The organism is Kribbella sp. NBC_00889 (assembly GCF_045207705.1).
Classification (GTDB): domain Bacteria; phylum Actinomycetota; class Actinomycetes; order Propionibacteriales; family Kribbellaceae; genus Kribbella.
Genome location: NZ_CP108783.1, coordinates 8,222,496 through 8,242,759, shown reverse-complemented (window position 1 = coordinate 8,242,759; position 20,264 = coordinate 8,222,496). Strand labels below are relative to the sequence as shown.

Below are 20,264 nucleotides of genomic sequence, written 5' to 3'. Positions count from 1 at the left end.
AACGCACGAATCTGCCGAGATCCGGTTATCAGGATCGCGCGAGCCCGGATACACGGCGAAGTACCAGCGGCGCGTTGGGTTGTCAGGCCGTCCTGCGCACGTCGACCGTTAATGGTGCACCCGCCGGGGAGACGAGCACGCGTGCGCCGAGTGGCTCGTGCAAGATTACCGAGACCGCGCGGGCCTGGGCGTAGGCTCTCCGGGCTGTCGTGCCAGGCCGCTCGACCGCGACGGGGCTCACGACCACCGCAGCATGGGACTCCAACACATCGGCTCGCGGGTAGTCGGTGTACTCGCGGGGGGATCCGATGAACGTGAAGGTGAGGGATCGGCCGTCGTCTCGAGCCGGGCCGGGTTTGGCTGGACCTCAAACGCAAGGACGCGTTGGCCCCACTGTCCGATGCCGGCCGTTGGGTCTAGGTTCGCGCCGACCGGAACCCATGCCGTCGCCTGCACCTGCGGATCAAGTACGGCGAGCGCACCACGGGTCTCGCTGAGGCGAACCTCCCAGGCGGGCAGATTTCGCAGGCCGCGGTCGGTGTGGAACGCGGCGGTGACGCGCGAGACTGCGAGCACCTGCAGGGTGTGGCCGCGGTAGTCGCCGAGGTCCCTCGCGCCAAGCGCCTTCAATACCTCGCCTGTGATGCCACTGCCTGGCGCAATCGCGCCGTCCTCGAACGCCATCTTGGCCTCGTCCGAGGCGAACTCGTCCGGGCCGGTAATGGGCGGAGCTGTTAGAACGATGGGCCGGGGTTCGGCATCCACGGGGAAGTCGTCCCACAGTCGCAAAGCGGCGGGGGCACCGCTGCTGGCAAGACGATCCACCCCTCCACTATAGGGAGACGCCCGATCCGCATCGCTCGGTTCTGCCGATGAGCGGTTGCCCACCGAGGAGCGCTTCGGCGTCCGAAGGGTTGACATATATCCATATGGAGATATGTTCGAACGGTGGCCCGCGCCTCGACAACGTCGGATGTCTTCAACGCAGTCGGTGACGTCCACCGCCGCGCGATCCTCGATGTGCTGCTCACAGGCGAGAAGGCGGTTGGGGCGATAGTCCGCGACGTCTCGATGTCTCAGCCCCAGGTCTCCAGGCACCTACGGGTGCTCGGTGAGGTGGGACTTGTTAGGTGCCGGGCCGATGGCCGCCGCCGGCTCTACCGCCTGGCTCCAGAGCACCTTCAACCCTTGCACGACTGGGTGGCCAAGTACGAGCGGGCGATCAACGACCGACTGGATCGGATCGAGGACTATCTCGAAGAGTTGCAACGACAAGGAGACGACAGTGGCACCTGATCGGCACGGCTCTGCAGTCATCACGTTCCCAAACGAGCTCGAGGTTGTCATCACCCGAGAGTTCGACGCTCCGATCGCTCTCGTCTTCGACGTGTTGACGAAGCCTGAGCACGTGAGCAAGTGGGGTGCGACACCCCCGGACCGAATGACGGAGTGCTCGATCGACTTGCGGGTCGGGGGCAACTACCACTCCTCCTTCGTGACCGGAGACGGCACCGTGTTCTCGTTCAGCGGGACATACCTGGAGGTCGAGCCGCCGGCCCGAACCGTGCAGACGTGGCACTTCAACTGTTGGCCAGATGTTGAGGCAGTCGAAACGATGGAGCTGCAGGAACGTGACGGAGTAACGACGTTCACCTGGAGACTCGCGTTCCGCGACAAGGCCGGACGCGACCACATGACCAGTTTCGACGGCCAGCAAGACAGCCTCGACGAGATGGAAAACGTCCTCAGGTCACTTCTCAACCCCAGCCGCGCCTAACAAGGGAAACGCACTCTCATGCCGCTGCGGGTGAAACAGGGATCTGCCGATGAGCGTTCACACAATGGGGGTTGAGCTGGGGTAATAGGTGGTCTCCATGTCTCGGGCGCAGGGGTCGCACAGCGTCAGCCATTCGGGTCCGTCTGATCGGAGTGAGCCAGGTCTTCCGCACCACTCGCATACGGCCTCAGACGCGCAGCGGAAACCGTCCGTGATCTCGTCCACCAGGGCCAGTTCCTCGGACGTCACTTCCCCGGCCCTCGGTCGTGCCTGGAACGTGAGCACGCCCCACTTCTGCTTGATTGCGTAGAACCGGTAGTTGGGGAAGGCAGCGGCGAGTTCGTCGTGGCAGTCACTGACCAGTGGCTTCCAACCCTCACCGCACCAGACGACCTCGAAGTCTGGGCTCAGGGAGTGAGGCCGAAGTCGGTCCAGCAAATCTCGGCTGTTCGCCGGATCAAGCACCCACATGCGGCTGCGCAGTCTCATGGTCGCAGTTGGTCACCTGGACAGCATGCCGATTGGGGGCCGGGAGAGCACGCACGTGCCGCGGTTGGTGCTTACCCGTCAGTCAAGTGGTGGCCTGTCGAGGACTTCCACGTAGACGATCTCATCGCCGACGACGTCGAGGATCAGCATGCCGGTCCAAGGCGGGCCGAGAAGGACGTCGCGGTGGCCAGGGCCGTAAGCGCCGTCGGGTGGATCGGCTGTGTAGAAGCTTTGGCAGAAGTCATCGCCACATCCACACGCTTGCACAACCTCAAGAGAGTCGACGGAATTCGCGAGGCCGACCTCGTCCTCGGCGATCAGTGCGTCACGCAACTCGCTGGACAACTTCGGCCACTGGTCTACGAGTCGGTCCACGGACCAATGGTCCACCAGGAGCCGTCGGCCGTCCCCTCAATCGCACTCATCTGCCGCTGTCCGGTGCACTCGCGATGAGTCGACTCCGACCTGAGCTAGCGTGTCGGCGTGCTCCTCACAAGCGACAACATCGGAGAGGAATTCCTCAGGACCTTTCCGCAGGCAACCGCCGCTCTTGAGGCCGACGCCGGCGCAGATCCCGCGGGGCGCGTCGACTGGGTGTTCCGCCATGATGTGATGCCCCACGCCATTGGCGACCCGGCTGCCCTGCGCGATGTCTTCGCATGGATTGAGCGGTTGCTGCAGTCCACTGACACCATGATCGAGTACTGGACTGCAGTACGCCTCCTTGGTCGGACGTTGGACTGGCCGGAGTGGGTGCCACTCGTTGAGGAGCACGCAGGGCCACTGCTTGCGACAGCCATGAGCAGATAAACCTACGCCTCAGCCGCGCGCTCGTGCCGATGTCCGTGCGCACCGGACGCCGGTCGAGAACCGGACGATCGACAACGGCTGGATGCGTCACATCGCCCGCAGAGATGCAGAACGGCACTTGCGTCGGTCTTGGACGCTGCGGGGGTGCTAGCCGATGGTTGTTGCCAGCTCCTGATAGGGAGGGACGAGCTCGTCCCACCGCGCCCCGGTGTCGCCGCGCTCGCGCCCGGCGAGATAGGCGGCCAGATTTTCGGCGTGGATCTGCCACCCCGCGCCGTAGAAGGCAATCTTGTCCAGGGGCATGCCGTCGGTCTCGATGACCAGGATGGTCTGGCCTCCGTCGGCGGTCAGCGTCGCCTCGACCGTCTGGTCGAAGGGTGGCACGCCATCACCTTGCTGCCAGGACTCGTCGGTTTCCCTGGTCACCACCTGCAGCCGCTGCGGGGGTTCGCACACTGCCACCTGCCCGACCGCGTACAGGCCAGCGGCTTCGAGGTACAGGGTGAACTGCCCGCCACGGCGGAGGTCACCCTCGACGTCGCCGTACCAGCGGGCTAGACGGCGTGGATCGGTGAGGGCGGACCACAGATCGTCGATATCGGTGTCGTAGCGGTCCTCGATGCGTACGACGCCCGTACCACCGGCTGATCGTAGTCTGCCCAGGACGCGCGTACGGCGACCTGCGTTGTCGGTCATCTGGTGCTCCTTTGTTCGTGCTTTCCTCGGGCGATCTCGGTGTGCAGGGCGTCCAGCCGTTGCTCCCACAAGGCCCGGTACCGACCCAGCCATTCATCGACCTCGGCGAGAGCCTGCGGGCGGAGGCTGTAGATGCGCCGCTGTGCCTGCTGGCGGACTTCGACCAGACCCGCGTCACGCAGCACCCGCAGGTGCCGGGACACGCCCGGGCGGGCAATCGGCAGCATTTCCCCCAGCTCACCCGCGGTCTTTTCCCCGTTGGCCAGCGCCTCCAGCACCTTGCGCCGGCTCTCGTCCGCCAGTGCCCGCAATACTGCTTCCACCCGGTCAATGTACCGAAGTGGTTACGTAACCGTCAAGGTACATAAGCGCGGGTTCGCGAGGACGACAGGTCACCGCACGTCAAGACCTGGTGGAAGGGAGCGTCGCCGAGGACACCAGGGTGTGGGGACTGATCTGGGGGATACGCTCGGCCTCGCGCTCACGCACTGGTTGGCCTTCCGTGTCTCGGCACGAATGGTGGCGCCGGCACGGTCCGCTCTTCCGATGTCGAATTGGCTGGAGCCCAGCTGGCCGGCGCGGCCGCCGTCGCATTGATCGTCTCCGCTGGTGTGCTCCTACTGCCCGACCCCTCAGAACTCGAGGGCGCCGAGTTCCTCCTTGCAGCCTTGATTTCCCTGATCGGGTTCGCCGTGGCTCGGAACGCCGGCGCGTCGCTGTCCCGGGCCGTGGTCTACTCGCTCTTCGTGCTTGTGGGCGCGGTCATCATTGCCGCCCTGAAGAACCTGCTGGCCGGTCACTGAAGGCGCGAACGTTGAGCTGAGCGCGGTGCGGTTATCTCCCGGACTCGAGGGTCTGCTGGATCCGGTCCAGCCTCGAGGTGATCTCCGCGAGTTGGGCAGTCAGCTGCTCGATTCCCGCCGCCTCCGCGGTTTCGGAGTCGGCGATCCGCTCCTGGCGCGCCCGCTCCACGAAGCTGGAGGTGATCACCGCGGTCACGATCGTCACGAACGCGATCGCCTCCAGCAGGAACAGCGCCCCCACGAACCGCCCAGCGGCCTTCTCGGGGGTCACGTCGCCGTACCCGACCGTGGTCACCGTCTGCAACGCCCACCACAGCCCCGTGCCCAGGTTCGGGAACTCCTCCGGATCCACCACGGTGATCAGCACACCGCCGACCAGCACACTCACGAGCGTTGCGGCGACGATCACCGCCATCGCCTTGCGCACAGACAGCGGGTTGTGCCGGAACGCCTCGAACCGGCGCATCACCAACAAACGAACCATGACGTCCGATCCCTCCTGGAGCGCAATAACCACGATCGTCCCACCGGCAACAGTCGATGGCATCGGCGGGAAACCGATCACGTTCGATGTGGTACTCGGCGACACGGGTCGGGGCACGCTGCTGCTGGTAATGGCTCGTGTTCAACGAGGTTGAGTTGCAGGGCTCGCTACCTGGTATCAGGTGTTGGGCCATCGCCGATTTCCGCTTCCGTTGACCGTCGGCCGGCCTGCTGCCTGCGCTTCGCGCCGGCGGGAAAGTTCCGTCACGCTCTGGTGCTGCACTCTGGTGGGGCGCATGGTCGCAGGAAGGGTACTGGGACAACCTCGCCGGGGGGGGTGAGCCGTCCCCGATCGCCAATGCATTGGCGAGTCCCGCCGAGGGCGAGCCAGTAGACACTGAATCAAACCGCGGGGCCGGGGCGGTCCTACGGGGGGAGGCCCACATGCGGACCATGCAGAAGGAACACGGTTCATGAGCGCCGGGTCAGGATCGGCGCCGGCGCCACCGTTCCCACAGACGCCACAGTTCTGGGTGCTGATGGTGAACGCGCTCGGGCTCGGCGTCTTCGGCGCCGGCGTCGCCCTGCTGTTCATGGGCTTGATCGGGGTCGGGGACAACTGGTACACCGCTTCGGATACGGGGTGGCTAGGCGGGCAGTGGTGGTGGGTGGGCGTCACGGCGGCCGCGGGCGTCGTGGTCGGCCTCCTGCGGATGTGGACCCACCTTCCAGACAAGATCCCGAGCCTGATCGACGACCTCGAGCACGCGCATGTCGACCGTCGATCGGTGCCGGGGATCGTGGCCGTGTCGGCCGTGTCCTTGGTCGGAGGCGCCAGCCTCGGCCCGGAGCAGGCGCTCGGCGCCATGGGCGGTGGGGCCGGCGGGTGGGTCTCGCGTCGACGACGGCTCAACGATGAGGACGGCAAGGTGAACACGCTGGCCGGGTTCGCCGGCGCGTACGGCGGCTTGTTCTCCAGCACGGTCATCGTGGTCATGCTCATCTTGGAGGTCGCCCGCCCAGGCGGACAACGCATGGCCAAGACCCTGGCCGCCACGATCGTCTCCTCCAGCGTCTCTTTCGGGATCTACTTCGTCGTCGCCGGCGCCTTCTTCCTCGACGCCTATCAGGTGCCGTCGTACAAGTTCGAGGACTGGCAGTTGCCGGCCGGAATCGGGCTGGGACTGTTCGCCGCGGTGGTGGTGACGCTGCTGGCCACCGTGATGAAGCTGGCGGTAGTGATGTTCGGCCGGCTCAAAGTGCCGGCCGTCGTACGTCCGCTGATCGGTGGCGTCGCCTTCGGCGTCGTCGGCGTGATCCTGCCGCTGACGATGTTCACGGGCAGTGACCAGCTAAAGACCGTGGCGGAGAGCGGCGGGGCGCTCGGCGCGGGCTTTCTGGCCGCCCTGGTGGTCGCCAAGATCCTCACCTTCGCCGTCAGCGAGGCCAGCGGGTTCGTAGGCGGGCCGATCTTCCCAACGCTGTTCATCGGGGGGACGGCCGGAGTGCTCGTGCACCAGGTGATCCCCGGAGTGCCTTTGGGCCTGGCGTTCACGTGCATGCTTGCCGCGGTCCCCGGGGCCGTGATCTCGGCACCCTTCGCGCTGGTGCTGCTTGCCGCGTTCATGACCCAGCTGGGGGCCCTGGAGACCGCACCCGTCCTGATCGCCGTCATGACCGCGTTCCTCGCAGTGGAGTCGGTGAAGTACGTAATAGCCACGCGCCGGAAGAGCAGCCCCTCAACGAATCGGGAGACAGGCTGAGCCAACCTGTGTTGCCGACTGCGGCGAACCGCTTGCCAGGCTGCGATATGCCGCGACCATGCGTGACAGACACCGTCCACAACGCAGAACCTCAGGTCACGACCCCATTCCAGGTCTGAGCTTAAGGGAACCTATGTTCTAGTCAGGGATTGCCTGCGCAAACGACAGTGTGTCATGTCGCAGGACATCGGTGACAGTTCTGCATCAGGACATCGGTGACATTTCTGGTGGGCTTGGTGGTGACACTTCGGCCGCGAGGCTCGGGCGGTGCCAGCCAATGAACCTATCGATCCCCGTGTCCGCCTTGCGATCTCGCAGTGGCCCGACGATGCTCCGCGCGGTGCGGTCTCGACCTTCTGCGCCGAGCACGGCATTTCGCGCAAGTCCTTCTACGAGTTGCGCAAGCGCGCGACGGCCGACGGTCCGGCGGCCGTGCTCGAGCCCAGGTCCAGGCGCCCGAGGACGAGCCCGGCGAAGTTGACCGAGGAGGTCAAAGAACAAGCGGTGCAGGTGCGGGCTGCGTTGGAGGCCTCCGGGCTCGACCACGGGCCGATCAGCGTGCACGACAAGATGCGCGCGATGGGGCTGGAGGTGGTGCCCTCGGTCGCGTCACTGGCCCGGATCTTCCGGCAGGCCGGTGTGGCGCGGTTCGAACCGCGGAAGAAGCCACGCTCGGCCTGGCGCCGGTTCGTCTATCCAGCTCCGAACGCCTGCTGGCAGCTCGACGGCACCGAGTACGTGCTCACCGGTGGGCGTAGGTGTGTGATCCTCCAGCTCATCGACGACCACTCCCGCTATGCGGTCGCTTCCCACGTCGCGTGGGGCGAGACATCTGCCGCGGCGATCGCCGTGTTCGACAAGGCCGTGGCCGCCAACGGCGTGCCTCAGCGGCTGCTGTCCGACAACGGATCCGCGCTCAATCCGTCGCGCCGTGGGCTCCTGGGTCAATTCGTCGTCCACCTGATGGCACTGGGGGTCGAGCCGATCACCGGCAAGCCCTACAAACCGACCACCCAGGGCAAGAACGAACGCTTCCACCAGACCCTGTTCCGTTACCTCGACAAACAACCGCTCGCCGAGACGCTCGACGAACTGCAGGCCCAGGTCGACGCCTTCGACCACATCTACAACACCCAGCGCCCCCACCAGGGCCTGCCCGGACGCGTCACGCCCCAGGCCGCCTGGGAAGCCACCGCGAAGGCCGAGCCACCACGTCCCACACACAACCTTCCCCGTCGCTCCCACCGTCCCGCCAGCCGGCCCCGGCCGCCTCTCGCACCGGCGCCCGCTGACCTGCCCGACGACACCGTCGTCAAGAAGCTGACTCCCGCCGGCATGTTCTACCTGGACAAGGTCCAATACCTGGTCGACGGGCGACGCGGCTTCCAGCAGGTCCTCGTCATCAGCACCGGCAACAAGCCCGGCGACAAGATCACCGTCACCGACCTGGAAGGCGAGATCCTCATCGAGCACACCAGACCCGCACCAGGAGTGACCTACGTCGGCAACGGCCGCCCCCGCGGCCCACGCCAAGACCCCTGAACCGTCACCGATGTCCTGACACACCAACTGTCACCGATGTCCTGATGCAGAACTGTCACCCATGTCCTGAGACATCACAGCGCAAACGACAGTGGGACGGGGCATCATGGACGGCGTGGAGGAGCCCCCGTCTTGAGGAGACCGTCCAGGCCGCACTTTCATGCTCCGCCCGCCCAGGGTCGCCCGCAAGACCGCTCAGGGTCGAATGCCGATCTGCGCCCGGACGATCGTCCGGGCGCAGATCGGCCCGTACCGCTGGGCATGGGCGTTATCCAACAGAGCAGTATTCCTCGAGCGGCGTGCAGTGCTCCGCGGCTCAGGTCAGCTCCCAACTTCGTTCCTGATCCTCTTCGAGTGGCAGGACCGGCAGACGCATCAGCAGATCCGCCAGCACGTCCTGACCGGTTCTCTTCGAGAGCCCCGGCAGCGTGTCGAAATCGGCCAGGCTGACGTCAACCGAGAACAGCCAATCGTTCTCTCCTTTGCCGAGAACCGCTGCGTTGCACCGGAGAACCCCAGGCGACTCGTAGTTATGCGGCACAAGGAGGACGCGTTCGACCGTCGCATGGTTCGCCGCCAGCCAAGCCGGCCTGCCGTTCGCACCGCGACCGGCTGCGGTGTTCTTCGCCATGAGTTCGTCCAGCCGACTGACGGGGATGTCCTTGAGTTCGGCGAGCAGCGTGTCGTCGCGCCGATCCCCCGAGTCAAGCACCGACAAGATCACGCGCCGTGCACGTCGCACCAAGGACAGCGCAGTCACTCTCGTCACCCCTTCAAGTTCCGGACGTAGATCCGCGTGTCCCACTGGATCCCCTGGTGAGCCGGCGATGCCGCCCGTCTGAGGAGCTCCAGGCGTCGATAATTACCCCTCATCAACGCATCCGAGTTCGAAGCACCTGTCCACATCGTCGGTCGCTCGTTGCCACGTGCTCCCGTGTTGGCTGCCACTGCCCAACGCAAACCGCAGAAGGCCGGCCTCTGGATCTGCGGCGGTCCCCTTCAATTCGATGACCTCGTAAGCAGTGATGTCGGGCCCGTTCGGGGCGTCCCGTACAGCCGGGAGTACCGACAGGGCCAAATTGTCCAGATCCTTGCCCTGCCGTGGAGGAACCACGAGCAGGACCACCTTGAGCGGTACACGCAACGGGGCAAGTATCGGGAACCTCTCAACCATGCCCACCACGTCCTTGCGAACTGCAGCCGTGAACTTGCGCCTTCACCACTGGCCCGCGGCAGCCCCGGCAGCGGGATCGAGAGCGGGCTTGAGAGCAGCATCGCTCGATGGCCCTCAGCCGTCTGCTCCAGCGCTGTGTAGATGTCGGCGAATGCGGGGTTACCTGCGTAAGGGCGTGACGGCGACCAATGACGGTCAGTTCGCCGGCGGTGCTGTAGAGGCCGGCGATCACGACTTCCGGATGGGTGATCGAGCCGAGCACCCCGCCGACGATGACTTCGCGGGTTTCGCGGTGCTTGACCTTTCGTCGTGGCCTCTAGGGGCGTCGCGCACTGTCGCGTCGAGGGTGTTGATCAGTACGTGTGCGACACCCATGTCGGGAAGTAGAAGTGCCTGGGTCGATGGCAAGCAGGTTTGCGAATGGGACCTCGACGCTTTGCCGGATCGCTGCATGAGCAAGCAGATCCAGAGGCGACCGCGCCATCAGGTCTTGCCAGGGTCGTCCGGTTGTGACCACCTCGCACGCGCCAACACGGCCCGGGTCAGTTCGGGCGCGGTCCGGTGGCTCGCAATATCGTCGGGCCAGCCTTCCACCTCGGCCGCCGCCCACTCGGCCCACTGCGCCACCAACGCGTAGAAGTCGGTCAGGAACGCACCCACCAGCAGGCTGGTGGCGCGGCGCTCCTCGTAGCGACCCCCGCCCTCGGCGAAGCGTTCGCCCGCAGCGACGCTGTCGGCGTTCATCTCGACCGCCCAGGCCCTGGCCCTCGCAATCGTTTCGAGCGCATCGGCCCGGCTGCCGTGATCGGCGAACATGAGCTTGACCAGCCCCTCGAACTCGAGCACCGGCCCGTCGCCGGGCTCGGCAAGCCAGGCGGCCAGGGCTCGTCGGCCGGCGGCTGTGATCGAGTAGACGGTCCGCGGGCGTCGCCCAACCGTCTCCTCGCGCGCCCTGGCATAGCCGTGCTCCACGAGCTTCTTGGGCTCTTCGAACAGCTTGCTCTCGGCGCGCGACCACACCCGGCCGACGCTGAGCCCCATCGCCTTGGCCAGCTCGTACGTCGAGTACGGACGGACCGCGAGCAGTCCGAGCACGCCGTATGTGGTCGTGGTGAGCACTCTTGACATGACCCTCCCTTTGGGAGTAAGCCTAGCAGATACTCTCTTTGGGAGTATGTGAGGCCAAGGAGGTGACCCGATGAGCAAGGCCATGGCATTTGCCGTCGACCCGAGCAACAGCCGCCAACTCCGCGACTGGGACGGCGAGCACGGCAGCTACTGGGCCGAATACGCCGACTTCTACGACCGCGCCCCGGCCGACTACCACCCTGCCCTCCTGGCCGCCGCCAACCCTCGTCCGGCAGACCGGATCCTGGACGTCGGCTGCGGGTCTGGTCAGGTCGCGATCGACCTGGTCCGCGCGTCACCGGGTGCGCGCGCCCTCGGGGTCGACTTGTCCACTGCACAACTCGAAGTGGCCCGCCAGCGCGGAGCCGGGCTGGCGGTGAAGTTCGCCCAGGCCGACGCACAGGTGCACGACTTCGGGGCGGCGGCGTACGACCTGATTGTCAGCCGGACCGGGACGATGTTCTTCGGCAATGCGACGGCAGCATTCGCCAACCTGGCCACGGCCACGAAGCCGGGCGGTCGGCTTGCGATCTTGGTATGGCGCGGCCTGGCCGAGAACGAGTGGCTCCGCGAGATCTTCGAGGCGTTGCGAGTCGGCCGCGATCTACCGATGCCGCCGCCGGGCGCGCCCGGGCCGTTTGCCCAGAGCAACCCGGCCACGGTCGAGCCATTGCTGGCCGCCGCGGGCTGGTCCGACGTCGCCTTCGAGGCCCTCGACCAATCGATCTGGCTGGGCCGCGACGCCGATCAGGCAACGATTTGGCAGCTGGGCCAGTCAGCCAGGCTCCTGCTCGGCACCGACGAGGCGCAGCGCGCCACAGCCACCGCGAACCTCCGGGCGCTGTTCGCAGCTCACCAGACGCCCGATGGCGTCCGACTCGGCTCGGCTGCCTGGCTGATCACCGCCCGTCGAGCACGCTGAGCGGATCGTTGCAGAGGGGACCCACCGCAAGCTCTGTCCTTGGCAGATCCGGTAGCTGGATCGGCGTGCGGCACGGATCCGCGACGCGGTCTGTCGCGATGATCCGGCTCTGGCACTTCAGTGAGCGCGCGCCGCGGTCCCGACGCTCCCACTCGCCGCCCATCGCGACGCAGAGCAGACGCCGAGGGCCAACTCCGCGACGATGGACGACCTGTCGCGCGATCAGGTGGGGAGCGTCTCGACATCGCCAGGCGCGGCTGGACCTTGACCAACGGTGTCTTGCTGCCTTGCCCCAGTCAGTGCTGATCTCGTCCGGCCAGGGATGCCGCGGCCCGGCCGGCTTCAAAGTTGGCCGATCTCGGCTGACTGGTCGTCCTTGAGCGTGACCGTGCGGCCGATGACCTCGAGCTCCCTTGCCGCGATAACGCCCCACCACCAGCACCTCGAGCCGGGTGAGACTGCCTATGGCGACCAGCTGATCGGAGTGCGCAAGCGCGGGGCCCGGCAGTGGCTGCTGGCGTCGCCGGACGCCTTCGTGTGGTTGCGGCTTTACCAGCTCGACCGCGGAACGCCCGGAGGCGGTCAGCCGGTCTGGTTGACGTTGCGCGAGCCGCACCGGCCGCCGGCAGCGACTGACTGAGCTGTCTGGGACTGACCGGGACACCCAGTTCCTTGACTGCCCGGACCTAGTGCCGCGTCACGCCATGTTTGCCCTGTTGGTGGCGTACCAACGCTTCGCCTCGGACTAGTACGAGACAGCAGCGATTCCTTCGCAAGGCGTGACCTCTTGAAAGCTCGGTCAGTCGAAGAGCTCGCCGCAGGTTACGTTGGTGACCTCCGCCGTGATCGCGGTGGCATGGTCGGAGGCTAGGAGGACGGCGGCGTTCGCCACGTCGGCCAGCATCGGCAGACGCCGCAGGGCGGTTTTGTCGGCCATCGAGGCCCACCAATCCTCCTTTGGCACGCCTGCGTTCTCGGCGTGCCGAGTCCATACTTCCTCCACGCCGGGCGTGTCGGGCGAGCCGCCGGAGCGCAGACAGGCGACTCGGACGCCGTGCGGGCCGAGCTCGGCGGCAAGTTGACGGCACAAGCCCTCGATCGCCGCACCGGTCACACCGAACCCTCCAGTGTTGACGTATGGCACCCGGGCAGCCTGGGCGGTGAGCGCCAGGATCACGCCCGACCCGGCCTCAACCATCTGCCGCCCCGCAGTGGTCGCGGTGATGAAGTGCGCCTCCATCGCGGTGCTGATCGGCCCGACGAACCGTTCTCGCGCCATCTCCAGCAACGGTGCACCTTGCGTCTCGCCGTAGCCGATCAGGTTGAACGACACGTCGAGCCGCCCGGCCTCCGCGACCACGCGCGCGGCATGCCGCTCGACGGCATCGGCATCAAGCGCGTCGACCTGGGCCACGTCCACTGAACTGCCAGCAGTCGACACATCACCGGCCACCGCTTCGAGCGGCATCAGTGCGCGACCGGCGAGGAACAGTTGCGCACCTTCCCGGGCGAACGCACGAGCCACCGCCCCACCCACCGCTCCCCCTCCGCCGTAGATCACGGCCACCTTGTTCTCCAGCAGCACGGTCTCCTCCTCATCTGCCCGGCCAACCCGCGGGCGACTTCATCCGATCGGCATGCGCCGAGCCTCAGTGGCAGTGGTGCTCGCTACCGGCGGGCCCGGTGGCGCCCAGGTCGTCGTCACGGCCGGCGGCGAGGCGCGACCACTGCGATGTCGGCCGCCCGTCGAGCCGGAACTGGTCGCCGTCGGTCCGGAAGCCCTGCGGCCACCCTTCCGGCGAGTCCTCCCAGTCCTCCTGGCGACCGTAGACGGTCATGTCGAGCAGCCCGTAAGACGGCGCCATCGCCTCGACGCCCCGCCCGGTGGTCCAGTAGGTCTCGAATACCCGGTCGCCCTGGCGCAGGTAGCACGCCTTCATGCCGAACGCACGCCCGGCGACGAGGGAGTCGAGCGACTCCGCGGGCACCGAGTACCAGGGCGCCTGCCAGCCCATGAAGTCGCGGTAGCGCGACGTCTGCTCGAACGGCCCCTGGCAGAAGACCGCGAATGTGACGTCGCGCGAGTGCAGGTAGGACAGCTCGAGCACCTGGCCGGTGAAGAACGTGCAGCCCTCGCACTGGTCGGCGGCATGCCTGCCCTTGTGCCACATGTGGTATGACGCGAACAGCTGGGTCCTCCCCTCGAACACGTCGAGCAGGGGCACTGGGCCGTCGGCACCGACCAGATGGGTTGTCGGGTCGACCTCGACCATCGGCAGCCGCCGGCGGGCCGCGGCGATGGCGTCGCCCTCACGCGTTTGCGCCTTCTCGCGGAGCCGGAGGTCGTCGAGTTGCTTCTGCCAGGTCTCGCGGTCGGTGGGCGGGGGCGCCGCTGGCGTGGACATGGGTTCCTCCTCGTCTCGGGAATTATGAGGCTAATAGTGACTACTATGATCGAGCAAGTAGAAACCGGAGGTGGTTCCATGCCAGTCCAGCGGGGCTATCGGCAGGCCTGCGGCGTCGCGCGCGGTCTCGACATCGTTGGTGAGCGGTGGTCGCTGCTCGTGGTGCGCGAACTGCTGCTCGGGCCGAAACGATTCACCGACCTCCAGCAGGCGCTCCCGACCGCCAGCCCGAACGCACTGTCCGACCGGCTGCGCGAGCTGGCCGACGCGGGCGTCCTACGCCGTCGGCAGCTGCCTCCGCCAGGCAATTCGCGGGTCTACGAGCTGACCACGTGGGGGCGCGGCCTCGAGCCCATCGTCGTCGCGCTTGGCACATGGGCGCTGGCCGCCCCCCCAACCGCAGAACAGGTCTTCGTGAGCACGGACAGCGCCATGCTGACCATCCGCACCTTCTTCGTGCCGACGCCGGAGCGGCCCGAGGAGACCCTCCGGATCGAACTACGCGACCACGGTCCTGCCGGGGTGTTCGGCGTCCGCCTCACCTCGTCCGGCGCCGCGGTCGCCCACGAGCCGCCCGAACAGCCGGACGCCGTCCTGGTCACCCCGACGGATGCCCTCCTCGCCGCCTTCAGCGGCGACGACCTGGCCGGGCTCGTAGCGGCCGGCGCCGTCATCGTCGGCGATTCCGAGGTCGTACGCCGTCTCGTGGTGAACGTGCGCGTCCCGGCCTACACAGATCAGTACTCAAACGGCACCTCCGTCCAAAGGGGGAGGGTGGGTAGCGGCCAGACGCTGTCCGAAAAATGACGGTGCCAAGTCAGGTCAGGTTCGCCCTGTTTGATCGACACTCCGGGGCGGGTCCCACCGCGGTCGATGTTGTCGTTTCACGCTGCTAGGTGTGGCATGACGCGTACGGGTCTGCTGCGACGCCATCGATATTCAAGGCGATGGCGTAACAGGACCTGGCCCGTCGAGACGTGTCGCCGACTACAAACTGCCTAGTCCGGATAAGGCACCCACGAGCGCGCGAGGTGCTCGAGTCGTTGCCGCCGGACGGTCCAGCGCTGGGTACGCAGGTCCACTCCCCCGTCGCCAGCAGATCGAACGCGGCATACGCGGCGGGCACCTGCGTGGCTTTGGCGCGCGCCCGCGCCGGGCTGGTGACCAGCCGCTGCTGGAGCGCGTCGAAGCTCAGGCGGCCGTCCGCGCCAAGGATGACCAGCTCGTCCAGAACGACGCCGGCGGGCAGCTGCAGCAGGGCGGCGGTGACGATTTCGGGGAAGCGGTCGCTGATGTCGTTGCGGTTGCGGGTCCAAAGCCGCGCCTGGTCCCCGCGGCGCACGATCACGACCCGGCCAGTTGACTGAACTCTTCGGTGCGCCGATTTGGCCCAGCTCGTACTCCCAGCTCACACCCCACGTCGAACACCCTCGACCCCATTCGCGAGCCCCAGAACCGATCGCTGAGAGCCCGTCAGCAGCTACCGTCTGCGGGTGGACATTGACTGGAACGCCGAGGTGGTCGACCAGATCGAGTCGCACTGGCGGCATCGGCTCAGGTCCCGTATGGATGGGCTGACCGACGACGAGTACTTCTGGCAGCCGGTCCCCGACTGCTGGACGATCAGCCGACGAGGCCAAAGCTCCGCGCCGATCTCCTTCGGGGCCGGCGAGTTCACCATGGACTACGGCGAGCCGCCGCACGAACGGGAACCTGTGACGACAATCGCCTGGCGCCTGGCGCACCTGATCGGCGGGTTCGCATCGGCCAACGGCAAGCGCTTCGGCCGCGATGACAACAGCGTGGAGACATTCTGCTACGCGGGCACCGCCCAGGAAGCGCTGCAGCAGCTTGATGACGAGTACGAGACCTGGCTCAACGGTGTGCGCAACCTCGGCACGGCAGGACTCGCCCAGCCGCAAGGTGAGCCGCCCGCCTTCGCCCACGCGCCGATGGCAAAGAAAGTCCTGTATACGAACGTCGAGGTCATTCACCACGGTGCGGAGATATGCCTGCTCCGCGACCTCTACCTGCGGAACAGGCCCGGCAAGTCACAAACATAGGGCCACAAGGCGGCCCTGGGATCCCCCAAACTCGGAGAGAACGCAGGCCCTGAACTTGACTGGTGCAGTAAAGAAACCCGTCCGACTTCAGCTCGAACCTCGAACCACCCGGCATGCCCTTCGCCCCGGGCAACGCCGAGCACGGGGATCCAAACGTGCCCGGTTGCTCCTCTGCTCGGGCCAGCTCTAAACCCACCGACCCGAGCAACTCTGGCGCCAGCGTGCAAAGCTAGCCATTGTTGCCCTGGGCAAAGGTCTCGCGCTACCCCGGGCAAGTCTCAGCCAGCCAGCAGAATCGTTCACAGCTTCCTAAGCCAAGGTCAGTGGCACGATGGCCTGTGAGTGGTGAGCTCGGTGATGGAGGCTGGGTCGGGTTTTAGAGCCAGCCAGTGCGAGTGAGTACGTCTGCCGCGATATCGGTCAACGTCCGTCCGTCTGAGATGACCTCGAAATCGTCGACCGCAGACTGGTCGAGAATCTGGTCGAGCTGTCCGGCCCGGTCAAGGTGCCAGCGCATCTCAGGGTCGGCGCCCGCATGTCGGATCCGAAGACGTCGATGCAACTCGGCGAGGTCGGCACGAAGGCGACACACGCACAGTTCGACGCCCAGTGCTGCGCGATAGCGTGCACGCTCTGCTGTGGCTTCGACCACGCCCGACAGGACCAACCGGCAGGCGCCAGCCGAGAGATAGTTCCGGGCGAGCGACTCAAGGTTTCGGAGCTCCATCGCGAGGTTGAAAGGGTCGTCCGGTGGGGTCGGCCAGGACTGGCTGAGGGCGTCAAGGTCGATCACGGCATGCGGAACACGCGCTTCGGCCAGGATCGATCCGGCGGCGGCCGCAACCGAAGTCTTGCCCGCTCCGACCGTGCCGGTGATCAACAGGGCAGTCGGGTGATCACTGCTCTCCAGCCGCATCCGAGAAGGCTACGGCTCTGCCGCTAGTCCCGTGCTCCCGCCCGGTGAGCCCGAGGACGGCGCCACGTCGATCGGCCCGACTAGATCGGCCGGGATCACCTAGGTCTCGCGGCCGTGGGATCAAACGTGGTGCGAAATGAAATCGAATGAGGTCGACTGGAGGGGTCAGAGTCCCTTCGAACACGGACTTCTGACGCCTGGAGAGGTCCGAGCTGGAATGGGAGATCGCCTTTGCGCGCTAGCCGGTGAGCAGTGAGTGCATAGCGCGGCAGCCACCCAGCGGCTAGCCAGACTGTGAGCCAGGCCACCGGTACGAGTCCGCCGATGCAGCCGAACATGAGTCCTTCGACGAGGCGGGGACGTCGCGGTCGACGACGCCGTGCTCGACGCGTGGTTCGGCGCCCGGTCCGGAGTACTGCCGCCGGACCGGTACGACGGCGATCAACTCAGCGCGAGCGGCTCCAGCAGCTCCGGGCCGTTGTTGCGGACCGAGTTCACCGCCTTGGACACCGCGGAGATCTCCAGCTCGTCGACCGGCGGCGCCATCAGGCCGGTCCCCGCAGCTCGTCGGCGTCCTGCTCGTCGACGACGAACCGCTCCAACAGGTTCGCCCGGATCAGGGCCGGGGGACCGAGTCCCAGGCCAGCTCGGTCACGGTGCCGTCTGAGGCGACGTTGTTCAGGCTGACCCGCACAGAGGTGGCGCCGCCCACCACGTCGGCATTCACATACAGGTGGACCTCCTCACTCTTGCTGTAGCAGGTCACTTGGCTGTAGGTGGTGTCGAGGAACCCGGTGGCACTTCGCCGGGGCAAAATCAGCGGCATGGACGAAACTGTGACCGATGGTGTCGCGACCACCGCGCGCGTTCCATGGATGACCGCCGGAGCGCTGGTCGTGCTGGTGGTCATGGCCGCGGCCTCGATCGTGTCTCGAATCGTCACGCACGACACCTCCAAAGCGTGCAATACGGACGGATCGATCTGTATCACACGTCTGCAGGCGCCTCGCGTGCTGCAGGTCCGTCCTGTCGACCGCATCTGGGTATCTGTCGATATGCACGATCAATGCGGAACGCTCTACCCCACTCCGTTCCGGCTTCCAGATGGCCCCCTCGATGCGAGGTTCCAATCCGGGTCGGTCGAGTTACACGGACTGGGCGACTCGCGAATCACGTACAACGCCAAGGGTTGTTGACGAAGTCGTCCGCCGGACGCCGCTACCGGCGAATCGCGCCAGAAGCGCTGGGCAGTCTGGCCTGACGGCGTTGCCGGACCGCCCTGCAGCGGCGTGAACCCTTGCCTGTCCGTCGCCGCGACGTTCGCGCCGCTCGCCAGGAGGTTCCTGACCTGGTCGACGGGACCATCTACGGCCGCGTAGTGCAGGGAGGTTCGGCCCAGCCGGTCCGGATCATTAGGAGCCACGCCGACAGTGTGTCGGCCGTCAGGCTCACCCGCCCGCACATCGGCTGCGCGCGGAAGGGAGCCATGACAGGATGTTGGCCGACTCATGTCGCCTGTCGGGCGGCCTTCTTGGCGGCCGCCTCCGCGCGTTGTTCGACGAACCGTGTGGCCTGTACGTCGAGAGCATCGACAGCCGCCGCAAGCTCCTCACGCGCCTGTTCCCCGTCGCCGGCCAGGCCCTCGAGCTCGAACACACCCCACTGACGCAGCAGCGGTGTCACGATGTCGTCGTGGTGGATGCGGAGGTCGTAGATTCCGGCCTTGGCCATCTGCACCGCCTTGCGGGCGAACCCGGGGATGATGCTGCCGGGCATTTGGAAGCCGACGACCTCCTCGGTAATCGCGCGCATGGTCTGGCTGGGCGCGAGCTCAAGAGCCGCCGCGACGATGTTCCGGTAGAAGATCATGTGCAGGTTCTCGTCCATGGCGACGCGGGTGAGTAGCTTGTCGGCGATCGGCTCCTCGGTGAACCTTCCGGTGTTTCGGTGTGAAACGCGCGTCGCGAGTTCCTGGAACGACACGTAGGCGCACACGTTGAGCAGCGGCTTGTCGCCAGAGTCGTAGCCGGACTCCATGGTCGCCATGCGGGCCCGCTCGAGCTCGTCGGGATCGACCCCCCGGGTCACCAGCAGATAGTCGCGGATGCAGAAGGCGTGCCTGCCCTCCTCGGCGGTCCACCGGTTCACCCACGTGCCCCACGCGCTATCCCTGCCGAAGGCTCGCTCGACCTCACGGTGGTAGCTGGGCAGATTGTCCTCGGTTAGCAGGTTGACCTCCAACGCGGTGCGCGCGATTGGCGACAACGCCGACTGTTCGACCGACCATGCCTCTCCACCCAGGTCGGCAAAGTCTCGCCCCAGACTCCAGGGCACGTACTCGTGGGGCATCCATTCTTTAGCGGTGGCCAGGTGCCGGTTGAGGTTCGCTGCGACCGTTGGCTCAAGTTCGGCAAGGAGCTCGGCGCTGTCCAAAGCCGTCATGGGGTGTCCTCCCGGCCGCCGAGATGTCTCGTCATGGGGTGCCGCCGCTGAGAGTCCATAGGCTCATGATCCCTCAACAAGCATTCTCACATCGGCCGTTCCGCGTCTTCGCTGTCCGCGCCATGAGAGTGCGTGGAAGGGGATCGGGCTGATCACCGCAGCCGGAAGGGCGGGTACTCGTCGGTGACCAGCAGAAAGGCGTAGGCGATGACGCGGTTGTGCCAGCGGATCACGCCCTCGACGAAGTCGAACAGCGCCCTGAACAGCAGCACGTAGTGCGGGATGCCAAGGAGCCACTTGACCAGGGGAAGCCACCGGTTGAGGTCCCGTTGCGCGTCCGGGTAGGGGTTGTCCAGGTGCACCGACTGGTGCTCGTCGGTGGACGGGTAGCGGTCGTCCATGAGCGCGAGATAGGCATTCACCCAGTTTCCGAACCGTTGCAGCTAGAGGTTCCAGTCGAACCACCAGCGCGGGTACTTCTGGCGGAACAGGATCATTAGCAGCGGGCCGAGGAACACCAGGCCGCCGCTTCCAGCGGCGGCAGCCGTGGTGTTGTCGTAGCTCCACTGCCACGTCCCGCGGGCGACGCTGCCCAGGACGACCAGGATGGGGATGGCGACGAAGATCCGGAAGAAGGTCGTTCCATGAGCGGGATGGGCTACCGAGTTCAGGCGAGCGTACGACCGGCCGCAACGTGCCGCCAGAGCCGGCGGACGAACCCGACGTGACGAGCCGCCGGCCGGCGGGCGAGAAGGCATCTGTCCGAGTGGCCCCACTCGACCGCTCTCTCCGGGCTACGACCTCCGGGAGGTGTGGTTGACGCGCTCGGATGTGATGCTTGATGGTCGCGG

General features: G+C 66.5%; 25 protein-coding genes and 2 pseudogenes. 11 read left to right on the top strand and 16 right to left on the bottom strand.

Annotated elements, in window-relative coordinates; all coding sequences use genetic code 11:
- Window positions 1–237: 237 nt before the first annotated feature.
- Entirely contained in the window at window positions 238–825 is a 588-nt protein-coding gene (locus OG817_RS40600; RefSeq protein ID WP_406050284.1) for a hypothetical protein, read from the bottom strand.
- Window positions 826–948: 123 nt separating this feature from the next.
- Here OG817_RS40600 and OG817_RS40595 point away from each other — a divergent pair.
- Both OG817_RS40595 and OG817_RS40590 read left to right on the top strand, forming a co-directional pair.
- A pseudogene (locus OG817_RS40595) lies at window positions 949–1,131 on the top strand (ArsR/SmtB family transcription factor); the annotation flags it as partial.
- 10 nt (window positions 1,132–1,141) lie between these two features.
- Window positions 1,142–1,777: an SRPBCC domain-containing protein gene (locus OG817_RS40590; RefSeq protein WP_406050282.1), complete on the top strand. Its 636-nt coding sequence runs from the start codon at window positions 1,142–1,144 to the stop codon at window positions 1,775–1,777.
- Window positions 1,778–2,344: 567 nt separating this feature from the next.
- On the opposite strand, the gene OG817_RS40585 is transcribed toward OG817_RS40590, so the two are convergent.
- Window positions 2,345–2,641, bottom strand: a complete 297-nt coding sequence (locus OG817_RS40585) for a hypothetical protein (RefSeq protein ID WP_406050280.1) — start codon at window positions 2,639–2,641, stop codon at window positions 2,345–2,347.
- A 108-nt stretch (window positions 2,642–2,749) separates the two neighbouring features.
- On the opposite strand from OG817_RS40585, the gene OG817_RS40580 reads away from it, so the two are divergent.
- Window positions 2,750–3,076 carry a hypothetical protein gene (locus OG817_RS40580; RefSeq protein ID WP_406050278.1) on the top strand — a complete coding sequence of 109 codons (327 nt, stop codon included), beginning with the start codon at window positions 2,750–2,752 and terminating at the stop codon, window positions 3,074–3,076.
- Window positions 3,077–3,223: 147 nt separating this feature from the next.
- Here the strand turns inward: OG817_RS40580 and OG817_RS40575 are convergent, their stop codons facing one another.
- Together OG817_RS40575 and OG817_RS40570 are read right to left on the bottom strand one after the other, a co-directional pair.
- Window positions 3,224–3,772, bottom strand: coding sequence for an SRPBCC domain-containing protein (locus tag OG817_RS40575; RefSeq protein ID WP_396392765.1), 549 nt, complete (start codon window positions 3,770–3,772; stop codon window positions 3,224–3,226).
- The gene (locus tag OG817_RS40570; protein WP_406050276.1) at window positions 3,769–4,095 is read right to left on the bottom strand and encodes an ArsR/SmtB family transcription factor; all 327 of its coding nucleotides are present in this window, start codon (window positions 4,093–4,095) and stop codon (window positions 3,769–3,771) included. The genes OG817_RS40575 and OG817_RS40570 overlap by 4 nt, the downstream gene beginning before the upstream one ends.
- Before the next feature lie 231 nt (window positions 4,096–4,326).
- On the opposite strand from OG817_RS40570, the gene OG817_RS40565 reads away from it, so the two are divergent.
- A complete protein-coding gene (locus OG817_RS40565) occupies window positions 4,327–4,575 on the top strand; it encodes a hypothetical protein (RefSeq protein ID WP_406050275.1) in 249 nt (82 codons plus the stop codon).
- Window positions 4,576–4,606: 31 nt separating this feature from the next.
- On the opposite strand, the gene OG817_RS40560 is transcribed toward OG817_RS40565, so the two are convergent.
- A complete protein-coding gene (locus OG817_RS40560) occupies window positions 4,607–5,059 on the bottom strand; it encodes a potassium channel family protein (protein WP_406050274.1) in 453 nt (150 codons plus the stop codon).
- 472 nt (window positions 5,060–5,531) lie between these two features.
- Between OG817_RS40560 and OG817_RS40555 the strand changes: the two genes are divergently transcribed.
- Complete coding sequence (locus OG817_RS40555; protein WP_406050273.1) at window positions 5,532–6,821, top strand: chloride channel protein; 1,290 nt, start codon at window positions 5,532–5,534, stop codon at window positions 6,819–6,821.
- 309 nt (window positions 6,822–7,130) lie between these two features.
- Window positions 7,131–8,345 (top strand): annotated as a pseudogene (locus tag OG817_RS40550) (integrase core domain-containing protein); the annotation flags it as partial.
- 334 nt (window positions 8,346–8,679) lie between these two features.
- On the opposite strand, the gene OG817_RS40545 reads toward OG817_RS40550, so the two are convergent.
- Both OG817_RS40545 and OG817_RS40540 read right to left on the bottom strand, forming a co-directional pair.
- Window positions 8,680–9,132 (bottom strand): hypothetical protein, encoded by a 453-nt coding sequence (locus OG817_RS40545; protein ID WP_406050272.1) that lies wholly within the window; start codon window positions 9,130–9,132, stop codon window positions 8,680–8,682.
- An 888-nt stretch (window positions 9,133–10,020) separates the two neighbouring features.
- A complete protein-coding gene (locus tag OG817_RS40540) occupies window positions 10,021–10,665 on the bottom strand; it encodes a PadR family transcriptional regulator (RefSeq protein WP_406050271.1) in 645 nt (214 codons plus the stop codon).
- 70 nt (window positions 10,666–10,735) lie between these two features.
- On the opposite strand from OG817_RS40540, the gene OG817_RS40535 reads away from it, so the two are divergent.
- Window positions 10,736–11,587: a class I SAM-dependent methyltransferase gene (locus tag OG817_RS40535; protein WP_406050270.1), complete on the top strand. Its 852-nt coding sequence runs from the start codon at window positions 10,736–10,738 to the stop codon at window positions 11,585–11,587.
- Window positions 11,588–11,984: 397 nt separating this feature from the next.
- Window positions 11,985–12,227: a hypothetical protein gene (locus tag OG817_RS40530; protein ID WP_406050269.1), complete on the top strand. Its 243-nt coding sequence runs from the start codon at window positions 11,985–11,987 to the stop codon at window positions 12,225–12,227.
- A gap of 159 nt (window positions 12,228–12,386) precedes the next feature.
- Here OG817_RS40530 and OG817_RS40525 read toward each other — a convergent pair whose 3' ends face one another.
- A complete protein-coding gene (locus tag OG817_RS40525) occupies window positions 12,387–13,172 on the bottom strand; it encodes an SDR family NAD(P)-dependent oxidoreductase (RefSeq protein WP_406050267.1) in 786 nt (261 codons plus the stop codon).
- Window positions 13,173–13,236: 64 nt separating this feature from the next.
- The gene (locus OG817_RS40520) at window positions 13,237–13,992 is read right to left on the bottom strand and encodes a DUF899 family protein (RefSeq protein ID WP_406050266.1); all 756 of its coding nucleotides are present in this window, start codon (window positions 13,990–13,992) and stop codon (window positions 13,237–13,239) included.
- A 78-nt stretch (window positions 13,993–14,070) separates the two neighbouring features.
- On the opposite strand from OG817_RS40520, the gene OG817_RS40515 reads away from it, so the two are divergent.
- On the top strand, window positions 14,071–14,799 hold the full coding sequence (locus OG817_RS40515) for a winged helix-turn-helix transcriptional regulator (protein WP_406050265.1): 729 nt from the start codon (window positions 14,071–14,073) through the stop codon (window positions 14,797–14,799).
- Window positions 14,800–14,884: 85 nt separating this feature from the next.
- On the opposite strand, the gene OG817_RS40510 is transcribed toward OG817_RS40515, so the two are convergent.
- A complete protein-coding gene (locus tag OG817_RS40510; RefSeq protein ID WP_406050264.1) occupies window positions 14,885–15,340 on the bottom strand; it encodes a hypothetical protein in 456 nt (151 codons plus the stop codon).
- A gap of 169 nt (window positions 15,341–15,509) precedes the next feature.
- On the opposite strand from OG817_RS40510, the gene OG817_RS40505 reads away from it, so the two are divergent.
- Window positions 15,510–16,055: a DinB family protein gene (locus tag OG817_RS40505; RefSeq protein WP_406050263.1), complete on the top strand. Its 546-nt coding sequence runs from the start codon at window positions 15,510–15,512 to the stop codon at window positions 16,053–16,055.
- A 376-nt stretch (window positions 16,056–16,431) separates the two neighbouring features.
- Here OG817_RS40505 and OG817_RS40500 read toward each other — a convergent pair whose 3' ends face one another.
- Together OG817_RS40500 and OG817_RS40495 are read right to left on the bottom strand one after the other, a co-directional pair.
- Window positions 16,432–16,971 (bottom strand): hypothetical protein, encoded by a 540-nt coding sequence (locus tag OG817_RS40500; protein WP_406050262.1) that lies wholly within the window; start codon window positions 16,969–16,971, stop codon window positions 16,432–16,434.
- A 616-nt stretch (window positions 16,972–17,587) separates the two neighbouring features.
- Window positions 17,588–17,914, bottom strand: a complete 327-nt coding sequence (locus tag OG817_RS40495) for a hypothetical protein (protein WP_406050260.1) — start codon at window positions 17,912–17,914, stop codon at window positions 17,588–17,590.
- Between OG817_RS40495 and OG817_RS40490 the strand changes: the two genes are divergently transcribed.
- The gene (locus tag OG817_RS40490) at window positions 17,796–18,167 is read left to right on the top strand and encodes a hypothetical protein (protein ID WP_406057669.1); all 372 of its coding nucleotides are present in this window, start codon (window positions 17,796–17,798) and stop codon (window positions 18,165–18,167) included. The two genes, OG817_RS40495 and OG817_RS40490, sit on opposite strands and share 119 nt — an antisense overlap.
- Here OG817_RS40490 and OG817_RS40485 read toward each other — a convergent pair.
- From OG817_RS40485 to OG817_RS40470, 4 genes are all read right to left on the bottom strand, one after another.
- Entirely contained in the window at window positions 18,050–18,481 is a 432-nt protein-coding gene (locus OG817_RS40485) for an ankyrin repeat domain-containing protein (protein ID WP_406050259.1), read from the bottom strand. The two genes, OG817_RS40490 and OG817_RS40485, sit on opposite strands and share 118 nt — an antisense overlap.
- On the bottom strand, window positions 18,478–19,413 hold the full coding sequence (locus OG817_RS40480) for an acyl-ACP desaturase (RefSeq protein ID WP_396392782.1): 936 nt from the start codon (window positions 19,411–19,413) through the stop codon (window positions 18,478–18,480). Before OG817_RS40480 ends, OG817_RS40485 begins: the two co-directional genes overlap by 4 nt.
- A 152-nt stretch (window positions 19,414–19,565) precedes the next feature.
- The gene (locus OG817_RS40475; protein ID WP_406050258.1) at window positions 19,566–19,814 is read right to left on the bottom strand and encodes a hypothetical protein; all 249 of its coding nucleotides are present in this window, start codon (window positions 19,812–19,814) and stop codon (window positions 19,566–19,568) included.
- 42 nt (window positions 19,815–19,856) lie between these two features.
- Complete coding sequence (locus tag OG817_RS40470; RefSeq protein WP_406050257.1) at window positions 19,857–20,171, bottom strand: hypothetical protein; 315 nt, start codon at window positions 20,169–20,171, stop codon at window positions 19,857–19,859.
- Between the last annotated feature and the right edge of the window lie 93 nt (window positions 20,172–20,264).

Coding starts and splice junctions, on each gene's coding strand:
- OG817_RS40520 (WP_406050266.1), bottom strand. CDS start 13,992: ATGTCCACGCCAGCGGCGCCCCCGCCCACCGACCGCGAGACCTGGCAG.
- OG817_RS40490 (WP_406057669.1), top strand. CDS start 17,796: ATGGACGAAACTGTGACCGATGGTGTCGCGACCACCGCGCGCGTTCCA.
- OG817_RS40515 (WP_406050265.1), top strand. CDS start 14,071: ATGCCAGTCCAGCGGGGCTATCGGCAGGCCTGCGGCGTCGCGCGCGGT.
- OG817_RS40485 (WP_406050259.1), bottom strand. CDS start 18,481: ATGAGTCGGCCAACATCCTGTCATGGCTCCCTTCCGCGCGCAGCCGAT.
- OG817_RS40500 (WP_406050262.1), bottom strand. CDS start 16,971: ATGCGGCTGGAGAGCAGTGATCACCCGACTGCCCTGTTGATCACCGGC.
- OG817_RS40470 (WP_406050257.1), bottom strand. CDS start 20,171: ATGCCTTCTCGCCCGCCGGCCGGCGGCTCGTCACGTCGGGTTCGTCCG.
- OG817_RS40555 (WP_406050273.1), top strand. CDS start 5,532: ATGAGCGCCGGGTCAGGATCGGCGCCGGCGCCACCGTTCCCACAGACG.
- OG817_RS40480 (WP_396392782.1), bottom strand. CDS start 19,413: ATGACGGCTTTGGACAGCGCCGAGCTCCTTGCCGAACTTGAGCCAACG.
- OG817_RS40475 (WP_406050258.1), bottom strand. CDS start 19,814: ATGGACGACCGCTACCCGTCCACCGACGAGCACCAGTCGGTGCACCTG.
- OG817_RS40540 (WP_406050271.1), bottom strand. CDS start 10,665: ATGTCAAGAGTGCTCACCACGACCACATACGGCGTGCTCGGACTGCTC.
- OG817_RS40530 (WP_406050269.1), top strand. CDS start 11,985: ATGACCTCGAGCTCCCTTGCCGCGATAACGCCCCACCACCAGCACCTC.
- OG817_RS40560 (WP_406050274.1), bottom strand. CDS start 5,059: ATGGTTCGTTTGTTGGTGATGCGCCGGTTCGAGGCGTTCCGGCACAAC.
- OG817_RS40535 (WP_406050270.1), top strand. CDS start 10,736: ATGAGCAAGGCCATGGCATTTGCCGTCGACCCGAGCAACAGCCGCCAA.
- OG817_RS40575 (WP_396392765.1), bottom strand. CDS start 3,772: ATGACCGACAACGCAGGTCGCCGTACGCGCGTCCTGGGCAGACTACGA.
- OG817_RS40590 (WP_406050282.1), top strand. CDS start 1,142: ATGGCCGCCGCCGGCTCTACCGCCTGGCTCCAGAGCACCTTCAACCCT.